The 10,813-nt window shown below is 36.0% G+C and carries 14 protein-coding genes; 13 read left to right on the top strand and 1 reads right to left on the bottom strand.

Annotated elements, in window-relative coordinates:
• Positions 1-277 precede the first annotated feature (277 nt).
• The 8 genes from IE056_RS18095 (at position 278) to IE056_RS18060 (ending at position 5,726) form a co-directional block, all read left to right on the top strand.
• Positions 278-658 (top strand): hypothetical protein, encoded by a 381-nt coding sequence (locus IE056_RS18095; RefSeq protein ID WP_189606400.1) that lies wholly within the window; start codon positions 278-280, stop codon positions 656-658.
• Positions 659-822: 164 nt separating this feature from the next.
• Positions 823-1,242 (top strand): DoxX family protein, encoded by a 420-nt coding sequence (locus tag IE056_RS18090; protein ID WP_189606399.1) that lies wholly within the window; start codon positions 823-825, stop codon positions 1,240-1,242.
• Between the two features lie 7 nt (positions 1,243-1,249).
• Entirely contained in the window at positions 1,250-1,726 is a 477-nt protein-coding gene (locus tag IE056_RS18085; protein ID WP_189606398.1) for a glutathione peroxidase, read from the top strand.
• A gap of 2 nt (positions 1,727-1,728) precedes the next feature.
• Positions 1,729-2,205, top strand: a complete 477-nt coding sequence (locus IE056_RS18080; RefSeq protein WP_189606397.1) for a MarR family winged helix-turn-helix transcriptional regulator — start codon at positions 1,729-1,731, stop codon at positions 2,203-2,205.
• 268 nt (positions 2,206-2,473) lie between these two features.
• Positions 2,474-3,730 carry a porin family protein gene (locus IE056_RS18075; RefSeq protein WP_189606396.1) on the top strand — a complete coding sequence of 419 codons (1,257 nt, stop codon included), beginning with the start codon at positions 2,474-2,476 and terminating at the stop codon, positions 3,728-3,730.
• 77 nt (positions 3,731-3,807) lie between these two features.
• On the top strand, positions 3,808-4,443 hold the full coding sequence (locus tag IE056_RS18070) for a hypothetical protein (protein WP_189606395.1): 636 nt from the start codon (positions 3,808-3,810) through the stop codon (positions 4,441-4,443).
• Between the two features lie 74 nt (positions 4,444-4,517).
• A complete protein-coding gene (locus tag IE056_RS18065) occupies positions 4,518-5,066 on the top strand; it encodes a hypothetical protein (protein WP_189606394.1) in 549 nt (182 codons plus the stop codon).
• A gap of 456 nt (positions 5,067-5,522) precedes the next feature.
• Positions 5,523-5,726, top strand: a complete 204-nt coding sequence (locus IE056_RS18060) for a hypothetical protein (RefSeq protein ID WP_189606393.1) — start codon at positions 5,523-5,525, stop codon at positions 5,724-5,726.
• Between the two features lie 327 nt (positions 5,727-6,053).
• On the opposite strand, the gene IE056_RS18055 is transcribed toward IE056_RS18060, so the two are convergent.
• Positions 6,054-7,625, bottom strand: coding sequence for an IS1182 family transposase (locus IE056_RS18055; RefSeq protein WP_189606392.1), 1,572 nt, complete (start codon positions 7,623-7,625; stop codon positions 6,054-6,056).
• 260 nt (positions 7,626-7,885) lie between these two features.
• Between IE056_RS18055 and IE056_RS18050 the strand changes: the two genes are divergently transcribed.
• From IE056_RS18050 to IE056_RS18030, 5 genes are all read left to right on the top strand, one after another.
• Complete coding sequence (locus IE056_RS18050) at positions 7,886-8,161, top strand: hypothetical protein (protein WP_189606391.1); 276 nt, start codon at positions 7,886-7,888, stop codon at positions 8,159-8,161.
• A gap of 110 nt (positions 8,162-8,271) precedes the next feature.
• Entirely contained in the window at positions 8,272-8,880 is a 609-nt protein-coding gene (locus IE056_RS18045; RefSeq protein WP_189606390.1) for a hypothetical protein, read from the top strand.
• Positions 8,881-8,941: 61 nt separating this feature from the next.
• The gene (locus IE056_RS18040; RefSeq protein ID WP_189606389.1) at positions 8,942-9,565 is read left to right on the top strand and encodes a hypothetical protein; all 624 of its coding nucleotides are present in this window, start codon (positions 8,942-8,944) and stop codon (positions 9,563-9,565) included.
• A 130-nt stretch (positions 9,566-9,695) separates the two neighbouring features.
• Positions 9,696-9,956 carry a hypothetical protein gene (locus tag IE056_RS18035; protein ID WP_189606388.1) on the top strand — a complete coding sequence of 87 codons (261 nt, stop codon included), beginning with the start codon at positions 9,696-9,698 and terminating at the stop codon, positions 9,954-9,956.
• A gap of 141 nt (positions 9,957-10,097) precedes the next feature.
• Entirely contained in the window at positions 10,098-10,529 is a 432-nt protein-coding gene (locus IE056_RS18030; RefSeq protein WP_189606387.1) for a hypothetical protein, read from the top strand.
• Positions 10,530-10,813: the final 284 nt, after the last annotated feature.

Below are 10,813 nucleotides of genomic sequence, written 5' to 3'. Positions count from 1 at the left end.
GGCTAAACCTAATCAATTCAAATCGTCACGTGCCAATTAGGCTTGTAAAGTATAGATTATCAGTAATTTCAAAGAACATTTAAAAATTTTTAATGGACACTAATGTCCTGATTTATATAAAAAGCTAAGTGAAATCTATATAAATAATAAAACCGCCATCGAAAATGGACACGATTTTGCCCAAAAAGCTGAATACGAGAAACGATTTGAGAAATTAGAATCAGATAGACTTTTAATAACGATTGGGGGACCATTGCATACAACTCTAACGGGGACAATGGGATTGATATTGTTATTTTTAAGAAGAAAGAAAATAAACCAAAGAAGGCTGAATTTAATTGACTGGCTGGCTGTTTTTCTAAGTCTATTTTGGCTGAGAGAAATTTTTAACCTTGCGATGTCTGTTAGTAGTGAATTAATTGCACCAGCAGGAAGTTTTTTCTCCGGTGACGAAAAAAAAATTTCAGTAATATTAAATTTATGGCCGGGTACAGTTTCGGTTATTTTAGGCACTATTGGTTTATTAATATCCTTGTTTATCGTATTTGAAATAATCCCAAAGAGGTTAAGATTTACTTTTATCTTAAGCGGCTTATTTGGTGGAATATTTGGATTTATACTGTGGATGAACATCCTTGGTCCAAGACTATTGCCATAAATAAAAACAGGCTTCAGAAGGATTTTCAGAATTTTTTTGGAGCGCAAAAAGCCATTTCGATTAACATATTGAAATTTATTTACAATTATCCATTTATAACTAGAAACAAATATTTTTACCTATATTTACATCGTGGACGATTTAATACTGCAAGATTCATTTATATGAAGACAAATTTAGCTCAGAAAATCCTGCGAATAATACTGGGAGCTTTAATGACTTTGGCAGGTATTGGACATTTAACTTTTCAGCGGGATGAGTTTCAGGCGCAGGTGCCACGATGGCTGCCAACAGATCTGGCTTTTATGGATTTCGTGGTATTGTTTTCAGGAATTATAGAAATTACCATAGGCCTCCTGTTGATCTTTATGGTAAAGCATAAAGTAAAGGTGGGAATCGCCCTGGCCATTTTTTACATCCTGATATTTCCGGGGAACATTTCACAGTATACCAATGGAATTGATGCCTTCGGCCTTGATACAGATCAAAAACGGCTGATCAGATTATTTTTTCAACCTGTATTAATCCTATGGGCACTTTGGTCTACAGGAGCATTAAAATATTTATTCAGAAACAAAAAATAAAAATATTATGACATTTTACGATTTTGAAGCAGAAAGCATTACCGGCGAATCTATTTCTATGAGCAAGTATAAAGGCAAGACCGTCGTCATTGTTAATACGGCAAGTAAATGTGGTCTCACTCCTCAATACGAAGGCCTGGAAATCCTTTTTCAGAAATATGAAGCTCAAGGCCTTATGATTCTTGGTTTTCCCTGTAACCAGTTTGGTAATCAGGAAAGCGGGGATTCTGAAGAAATTCAGGAGTTTTGTCAGGTGAATTACGGAGTGAGTTTTCCCATGTTTAATAAAGTAGATGTAAATGGAGACAATGCCCATCCCCTCTTTAAATACCTAAAATCAGAATTGAGTGGTGGTATTCTGGGAAGTAAAATCAAGTGGAATTTCACAAAGTTTGTCATCGACAAAAATGGAAAACCGGTTAAAAGATTTTCTCCCATTACAAAACCTGAAAAAATGGAATCTACTATCAAAAAGCTACTGTAACTATGGATAATTCCTTCTCAAGTCTTTACCTGGAAAACCAGCTTTGCTTCCCGTTGTATGCAGCCTCCAGGCTTACAACCAAAGCATATGCCCCATACCTGAACGAACTGAATATCACGTATCCTCAATATCTGGTTATGCTAGTATTGTGGCAAAATCGAGAACAGAGCGTTAATGAGATTGGTAATCGTTTAATGCTGGAATCTAACACGCTCACGCCTTTACTGAAGCGACTGGAAAGCAAAGAATTACTTACCCGGAAACGTTCCATATCTGACGAACGAAGTGTAATAGTTTCCCTAACAGAAAAAGGAGATAAGCTGAAAAAACAAGCCAGCTCCATTCCGGATAAATTAATGGACTCTTTTCAGGACACCACTATTTCGGAATCTGAAATTAGCGCATTCAAAGAAACTCTACTCAAACTTGTGGCCACCCTTGATCAAAAAACTTCGGCAGGCAAGTCCAAAAAAGAATAACTGCAAAATACATTTTCGCTCCTCCTCCAAAACTTTTCAGGATCACGCGCTTTCTGCCCTGCCCTGAATACTCTCTGCGGTGAAACAACTTACTTTATAACCAGGAAGAAACCTGTTCCTTAACCTCATTCCCTGGCGCATGGTGGTATCTGCAAATTTGAGATGTTAATTCGCCTATAGTGGTATTTCCCCTGAAAAAATCACCCTCACCTGAATATTACCTTTCAAATTTTTATATTGCCAACTTTTTAACATCTAACCACTCCAAATGAAGAAATTTCTATTTTTTGTTCTTTTCACACTATTTTCTTTTTCATCCTTTTCACAAATCACCTTTGACAAAGGTTATATTACCCATCAATCCGGTAAGACTTCCGAGGTATTTATTCGGCTTGATGAGATGGCTGGCACTCCCACAAAAATTTCTTATAAAATATCGCCAAATGGAGAAATAAAAACAGCAGATATTTCTACAATTAAAGCTTTCGGAATAGGGGAAACTCACAGATATATACGCCACACAGTCAACATTGATCGCTCCCCCGAAGATATTAAGGATCTGTCCCGGAAAAGAAGCGCAGAGTTTCAGGAAGAAGTTCTTTTTTTAAGAACCCTCCTATCGGGAGAGAATTCCCTCTTATATTACAAAGATAAAGAACAAGAAAGGTTCTTTATAAAAAAACCAGATGGCGAAGTAGAGCAATTGATCTACAAAAAATATTCACCGGAAGGCAAGATCATTCGAACTAACAATAGATTCAGGCAACAGCTATCAGATCTTCTTATTTGCGAAGACATTTCAGAAAATATTCTAATGAAATTAAACTATAATCGTGCTAATTTGATGAATATTTTTCAAAAATATTACGAATGCCGGGGGAGTGAATTTCAAATCCATTATGCAACCAGAAAAGGAGAGCTCAACCTAATGGTTAAAGCCGGAGTGAATTTTACCAATTTTGGTATGAAGCAGGATGTTTACAATATAGTTGAAGATTTTCAGTATGAAATTGACCCGAGGATAGGGCTGGAAATAGAATACATATTTCCTATGGTAAATCAAAAAATTGCAGTTTACATGGAACCTTCATTTTCCATGTATGATGCAGAAAAGGAAATAATAATTGCAACTTCCGAAGCAATTCCTTCTAATCCTAATGCTTCAGGCGGCTATAGGGCTCTTGTTAACATGAAATACCACATCCTTGATCTCCCGCTCGGGCTTAGATACTATATGTATCTTGACAAAGCAAATCACTCCAAAATGTTTGTGAATGCGGGTGCCAGCATTAATCTTCTTTTTAATTCTTCAGAAATCATTAAGAGCCCAGGCAATGAAAGATCAGATTTCGATTTTAACCAGACCTGGCTACCAACCTTTTTTGGCGGAATAGGATACAGATATAATGAAAAAATTAGTGTTGAAGTACGCTATTTCCCGGTAAGACCATTAACAGATAATGGAGGTTACAAATTACACCAGAACCATTCCTTTGCATTAGTAGCAGGATATACTTTGTTTTAATTTTTTTCTGAAAAAATTCCGGTTACCCGCCAGTCACCCTTTTTCTTCAGATAAGATTTAAAAGAACTATCATCGCAATGAAAAACTATCTTCTTCTATTACTGCTTATCGTTCTTAACCATCAGGTGGAAGCCCAGCGTATTGAATATGATATTTTCAACAATCTGGAATATGAATCTAAAGAAAAGGATTATTCGGCTTACCTGAAAAAAGACGTTTTTGATAATATCATATTTTCTGACAGCAACGGCAATGAGTTGACATTTCACGAAGACTATCTTGAGCAGGAATATGAAAATCTGGTCGGGGACAAAGAACAGGAAATGGATTTTTTCCGATATCTTATTTACAGGTACCGGTTCGAATCTGGATATAAAGCAAGCTTTGACATCAACATTTCGAACGAGGTCATTATAGAAGACAACCGGAACAACAGGATTGAATTTGGAACAGATATTTTCGGCTATCCTACCTATGAAGAAAAAAGAAATGAAACAGAGATTAGCATTAAGCGGGATGTTTCGGGTAATCTTGAATACATATCGGGTAAAGAACAGGCTTTTCTGAAAAAGGATATTTTCGGAAAATGGAATTACAGCGATAGTAGTGGCAATGAATTTGAATTCGGCAAACCCGCCTGGCGTATGCTGAAAAAAACCTACGTAAGCGAGGAAAAAATCCTCCTGTTTTTGCTGAAAAATTTTCTGCATTAATAAATGCTGCTGCACCTGACGCATTTTTATTAAGTTTACCGAACCCCTACCTCATACATGATCCAGGGTAAGAGATGACAGATAAAAAAGTAACTTATAAATACATTTTAGCAGTCATAGGCGCAGTGCTGTTTGCCTGGTTGCTGCACGAATTTGCTCATTGGCTTACCGGCGAATTTTTGGGATATAATTCCATTATGAGAATCAACGGAACATCTGTCGACACCAACAGAATGCCCACCGACTGGCATAAAGTCGTCATCTCTGCTTCCGGTCCTGTCGTAACGTTTTTACAGGCTTTTATTATCTTTCTTTTCCTGAAATCCAGGCATTGGAATAAGTACCTCTACCCGCTTTTATTCACCGCCTTTTACATGAGGTTCCTGGCCGGACTTATAAATTTCATCAATCCAAATGATGAAGGAAGAATCGGTATTTTTCTCGATGTGGGGCTTTTCACGATTCCTGCAATTGTAACGGCACTTTTGTTTCTGATGGTTTACGGCATCTCCAAAAAGTACAAACTGGGCTGGAAATTTCAGTTAATCACCACTTTTGTGGTGATGGTAAGCAGTTCTGTACTCATCCTGTCAGATCAATTTTATGGAATAAGAATTCTATAAAATCCTGAATAAATATTCACTCAGAAAATGACCAATAGTTCTGAAATTTTTGAGGTCACCGCAACTCCTGAAGCATTCCTCTCCTACAAAAAACCGCACAATTTCTCACGTATTAGCTGCTGTAGTTGCTACTATTTCAGTATGTTTACAATATCCCTACAATTTTATGAATGATAAGTGCCAGCCGTTTATTTGGAATAAACAGAAAAGGGCATTTATTAACTTGTTGTGCATAATTCCCCACATGAAGAAACTCCATTAATTTCTTCGGCTAACGTCAAATTTCTGTGTCTTTTTCCAAAAAAAATTAGACCTTCAAAATTGGTGAGAGCCGATCATTAAAAGGATTGGGACAAATAATAAATAAATTTGACGTTAGTCAGAATTATAAATATGATGAAATTTATTACACTTATATTGCTTTTATTCATCATTGGACGTCAAGAAAACCATTCAATGAATAAAGAGGTAGAAAAACTAAATAGTCAAGACCGAAATTTAGAAGAAGCATTTCAGTTGGTTTTGGATGTGCCAGATTTTCAGATGTGGCTTCACGGAGAAATTCCCGAAAGAATTCCTTTGAAACTGATTAAGAATGAATTTGTATCGGATCAGTATGATTTGAAAAAATTTGGTGAACGAGTGAGAATAGTGGATTAAACTGATATAAAGCAAGAAGGAATTAACGATGCTATCCTGCTAGAAATTCGTGATGCAAAAAAAGATACTGTAACATTTTCATTATATCATCCTATTGAGGGAGCTCATATGTCAGGTCAATTTTTTTTTCAGAACGGGGAATGGAAGATAAGGGTAAACAGAATATTCGAAGAATAAGATAACGATGCACAACATTAAAAACAATGCTAAAACCTGTCTTGAACCGAAATTCCGTGCTCGCTTGCAACGCCTGATTGGCCTGCGGACAATCGGGCTCGCTGGCTCTGTTTTTTTATACGGGACGTCAGTCCGTCTAAAAACCTAAGTTTACCGCCAATTATGGACTAAAATAAGCCTTTTTAAGTTGGAACCAGGATCAGGACAGAAAATAAGGTTTACTGGATCAGTTGGGTAAAATGTAGTTAAAATAGCTTTATAGGTCTCTTTTAAGATAAATAAACAAATAACCAACTGGGCATACACCTCCCGGAACCCTTTTTTACCCATCAGACATAGTATTCGTTTGAGATTGTAGGCAATAAAGATAAAGCCTACATCGGCAGAGGCTCGTTTTTTGCCTTTCTTGGAAAGGATGTGATCAAAACCCCACTGCCTCTTTATAGTTCCAAAAGGATGCTCTACAATAGCCTGCCTTCGCAGATATAGTTCCGGATCTTCCTCCACGTTTTTCCGGTTTTGCTCATACATAGGTGTAAAAGTATTACGTTCAACGACCTTTCCATTTTTTGCCTTAGTACATAAATTTTTTACCGGACAGCTTTTGCAAGCCTTGGTCCTATATTGTTTAAATTCTGTCTGGTTGGAAGTTCCACGGTATTTCAGGTAAAGCTTTCCATTAGTAGTTAATTGATATCCCTCAGGGCAGGTATAAGTATCATTCTGCTGATCGTAGGTGAAGTTTTGAACGTTGTAATTACAGTCCGGTGCAGTGGAAGCCTGATCAGGTATTGCAACCAGTGCTTTAATTCCTAAGCCCTGAACAATCCCCAACTCTGATCCTGTATAATAGCCTTTGTCAAAAAGAGCTGTAAAGTCGGTGGTTCCAAGAATAGATTTTGCTCTTCTCACCATAGCTCCCATCGCTTTTTTATCATTCTGGTTAGTGACTTCATAATCGATGGGGATGCAGTGTTTGGCATCTACAGTTGATTGTACATTGTAGGCTACTTCTGTAGTGTTGCCGCGGATAACCATTTGGCGACTCTCCGGATCAGAGGCCGAAATTTGTGGTTCCCCTGTTTCTTTCAATTGTTGCTGCAGTTTTTCATAGCCTTCTTTTCTGCTGCTGTGAAGCTTGATATTCTTTTGGGCTTCCTCTCTTTCAACCTCTCCATCAGCACTGGCAAGATCCTTTGTGTACTGCTCCAGCTTGTGGTCTATATACTGTAAGTGTCTGTCAATTTTCTTAGTGTTGAAATTGTTTTTCTTGCTGTTCTGTGCACGGAGTTTAGTACCGTCACCGGCAATAATTTTACCGCCAATCAGGTTAAAGTTTTTCGCCAATTGCACTGTGGCACGAAAGACCCTTTTAATGGCATCGGGATTATCCTTTCTGAAGTTGGCAATGGTATTATGATCCGGGGAAAGTTCTTCAATGAGCCACATCATTTCAATGTTTCGCCTGCATTCCTTCTCTAAATTCCGGGAAGAACGAATCCGGTTCAAATACCCATAGATAAACAATTTGAGCAATACAGCAGGATGGTAAGCTGGTCTTCCGCCTTCAGGAAAGCACACTTTAAAACCCATCTTTTCTAAATCAAGGCTATTGACAAAGAGGTCAATAGCACGAACTTCGTTTTCTACTCCAATACTTTCTTCTAAAGAAACAGGGAACAAAGCTGATTGTTTACGATCTTTTCCTATAATAAACCTCATAACATGAAGATACCTCAATGTGCTAAAAATCAAACATCCATCCCAGGTAAGAAGTCAACAAAGTTATTAAGAAAAAGCAGGTTTTTAGACAGTCTGACGTTATAAACAATAACTTTATTTATTTCAAAATTATGATGTTTAAAAACACGATTTTCTTGCTCCTTATCCTTTTTTCGGCGAATAAGGCCATTTGCCAGGAAATAAATACGCAGGAGCCTTTCTATGTAAATCTTTTCATCAGTGCAGACAAAACCATTTTTGTGGAAACCGAAAAAACTAAATTTGAAGAGGTTGAAACAAAAGTTGCTGCCATTATAAGAAACAAACCATTTAACTTAGACCAGAGGATTATTTACAGGATTTTCGCTGATGAAAATTTAATATCAGGTTTCATTATGGATGTCAACCAGGAAATGCTTTCCGGGTATGGTGATGATGTTCAGACTTTAAAATATTTATTGAACACCGTAGAATTAAATATTGACGGTCAAAACTGGTTTAAATCAATTGATATGAAAAAAGTAAAAAAAATATAATCTTAAAATCTGTCTCAATTCTCAGTCCAGATTTAATAGCAACGCCTGATTATCCTGCAGACTCCAAAACCATCGGGAAAGCTCATCAGCTTTAATCTTTAATACCAGACATGAAAAAATCAAAAATTAAAGTCGATTTTAAAAAATATTTTGGTGAAGGATTGCTCATTGTTTTTAGTGTGCTTTTTGCTCTCTTTATCAATAAAACTTATGAAGATGCAAAAATAAATAGAGACAAAAACAACGCCCTGAAACAAATAAAAGCTGAGCTTATTGATAATCAAAAAATTCTGGATGAATGGATAGTTGATCATGAAGCAATCATCAGGAATCTTGATGATTTAATTCAAAGGAACAACGATAGCATTCCCATAGTAGCTGAGAACCAAAATTATATTCAGGTACAGTTAATCCTGAATAATAAAAATCTGATTGACAAACCTCTTTCAAATTCGGCATGGAGTTCAGCTCAATCCATTGGAATAATAGCTGAGTTTGATTTTAAAACATTACAGAATATAAGTCAGGCTTACGAATTACAACAGGACATTACAGACGTATCAATTGACAAAATAGCAGAAAGAATATTTTTAGAATTTACTAATGTGGAAAATGTCAATGCTTTCCTGGTGGAATTAAAAATGCGGTTCCAGAATTTACAGGGTCAGGAATATAGATTGCGGAAATTGTATAGAGAAACGATCCATGTACTGGAATGAAAGTACGGCTCACAAATTATAACAATGGAATCCATAAAAGCAATAATCAACGCTATTAAAAATGAAGTTTAAATTTGAAAGAAATAAAATATTAATATTTCTACTACTATATATTATCACTGGTTGCGGTGGCGCAAAATACAGCTACGATTTTGATAGAGGAAAGAAAGTAGATTTCAAGAATGGTAAATGGATCCTGAATGAGCCTTACACGAATTATAAGGACAACGATGCCTACTTATTTGCCAAAAATGAATTTCAAAAAATCCTGGGGGATTCCTTATTTGAATTAATAGAATTGAGACAGACAAAAATAATAAAAGAGCAACTGCCTCTTAACCCGGGTAAAGAAGAACTTAGAGAAATAAAAGAACTCTCTAACTGCGATTTCCTGATAAATATAGAATCAAAAATTATAAGGGATGAGATGGGTAGTTCTGCTCACAGCAGTAATCTTGGGAAAGTAACGAAGTATAACGAAGCATCAACCCACATCCAGATTTATGATCTCAATAAATTGGAATTGATTTCTGAATCCAAATCTTTTGGTATAGTCAAAGAAACAAAAACCCCCGAAGACAAAGGAATTTCTGAAATTTTTGACCATACAACCCCGGGAAGATTCTTAGCTCTAAACACTATTAAAAAGCTTATCCGTAAATACGATAAATATCAAAAAGAATGATAACCAAATAATTAAAGAGGTCTATTACTAAGCTCCATTTGTTACATCATTCAATATAAAAAAATATTTAAAAGTGAGACTTTAACTACCATTATCTATAGATCCAGGAAAAATTAAACGACATTAACTAATGAAAAAAATTCATCTACCCGTTACAATCCTAATTGCGTTATTATTTTTCTCCTGCTCGTCCGATGATGACAGTCCTCACTTATCCCAATCAGAATTACTGGTTGAAAATAGGCCGTGGATTTTTAATCACTATGAAGTAATTGAAATTATTGATGCTGGGCATTCGGAAATAACCCGACAATTCATTGTAGAGGATATGAATTTTTATGCAGCGGGATTGACCCTATCTTTTAATCAAAATGGCACCCTCTTTATTTAAAGCGAATTATTATTATCATTTTTTTATTCCTGAACTATAACCTTCCCTAAAAATTTTCTTGCAGGAAGAATATTAATCAAGAATCCACGCAACCATTTACACTTTTTAAGGTCATTATAGTATAACCAACATATACTAATCATGAAATTTCTTAAATATTTTTTTTTAGCTTCCGTTTTTATAATGTCTTCATGCTCAAAAAACGAGGAAATATCCGAGAGGAAAGATTTGACATTCGACCACTCTATCACGGGAAACTGGAAATTAGTAGAGGCTTATATAAGTTCTGGCGGACCACAATACTGGGTTGATATTGAAAATGGCGAAGAATTCACCTTTTTAAGCAATGGATCCTTTGAATCTAACAAATTTTCAGAATGTACGACCGGCGATTTTTTAGTTGAATCAAAGGAGTTGTTTTTAAATTATAACTGCGATGGATTTACCTCTGGATTTGAGACCCCTGAAGGAGCTATCACTTATAGATTCACTTTTGAAGACAACTATCTTATTTTAACACCAACCAGTGTGGTATGTGTTGAAGGCTGTAGTTATAAATATAAAAGAATTTAACCCGCTACAGAATGTTAATACAACAAAAGGGCTTTCTACTGCAGGCGATCCTTTTATTTTTATCTGGAGCTATATAAACGAAAAAAAAATCCCTGCAACTCGCTGAAACCAACGACAGGTAACTCTCCAGCAAGCAAAAAAAGCTGCCCTTTTAAGGACAGCTTTTTCAGTTAACTTGTTGTCCCGTCCTAAAATAGCGATACACTAAATTTCACAGTGTATGAAACCTCAGGAAAACAAAGGGTATGTGAAGCGTACTCAAAAAGACTACTCGCTTTCTTTTA

The sequence above is a fragment of the Salinimicrobium marinum genome, from assembly GCF_014651535.1.
Taxonomy (GTDB): domain Bacteria; phylum Bacteroidota; class Bacteroidia; order Flavobacteriales; family Flavobacteriaceae; genus Salinimicrobium; species Salinimicrobium marinum.
This window is presented reverse-complemented; position numbering and strand designations above follow the sequence as displayed.

What these genes read in the sequence shown, in the direction of transcription:
- IE056_RS18095 (WP_189606400.1), top strand. Translation starts at nt 278, where the DNA reads ATGGGATTGATATTGTTATTTTTAAGAAGAAAGAAAATAAACCAAAGA.
- IE056_RS18090 (WP_189606399.1), top strand. Translation starts at nt 823, where the DNA reads ATGAAGACAAATTTAGCTCAGAAAATCCTGCGAATAATACTGGGAGCT.
- IE056_RS18085 (WP_189606398.1), top strand. Translation starts at nt 1,250, where the DNA reads ATGACATTTTACGATTTTGAAGCAGAAAGCATTACCGGCGAATCTATT.
- IE056_RS18080 (WP_189606397.1), top strand. Translation starts at nt 1,729, where the DNA reads ATGGATAATTCCTTCTCAAGTCTTTACCTGGAAAACCAGCTTTGCTTC.
- IE056_RS18075 (WP_189606396.1), top strand. Translation starts at nt 2,474, where the DNA reads ATGAAGAAATTTCTATTTTTTGTTCTTTTCACACTATTTTCTTTTTCA.
- IE056_RS18070 (WP_189606395.1), top strand. Translation starts at nt 3,808, where the DNA reads ATGAAAAACTATCTTCTTCTATTACTGCTTATCGTTCTTAACCATCAG.
- IE056_RS18065 (WP_189606394.1), top strand. Translation starts at nt 4,518, where the DNA reads ATGACAGATAAAAAAGTAACTTATAAATACATTTTAGCAGTCATAGGC.
- IE056_RS18060 (WP_189606393.1), top strand. Translation starts at nt 5,523, where the DNA reads ATGAATAAAGAGGTAGAAAAACTAAATAGTCAAGACCGAAATTTAGAA.
- IE056_RS18055 (WP_189606392.1), bottom strand. Translation starts at nt 7,625, where the DNA reads ATGAGGTTTATTATAGGAAAAGATCGTAAACAATCAGCTTTGTTCCCT.
- IE056_RS18045 (WP_189606390.1), top strand. Translation starts at nt 8,272, where the DNA reads ATGAAAAAATCAAAAATTAAAGTCGATTTTAAAAAATATTTTGGTGAA.
- IE056_RS18040 (WP_189606389.1), top strand. Translation starts at nt 8,942, where the DNA reads ATGAAGTTTAAATTTGAAAGAAATAAAATATTAATATTTCTACTACTA.
- IE056_RS18035 (WP_189606388.1), top strand. Translation starts at nt 9,696, where the DNA reads ATGAAAAAAATTCATCTACCCGTTACAATCCTAATTGCGTTATTATTT.
- IE056_RS18030 (WP_189606387.1), top strand. Translation starts at nt 10,098, where the DNA reads ATGAAATTTCTTAAATATTTTTTTTTAGCTTCCGTTTTTATAATGTCT.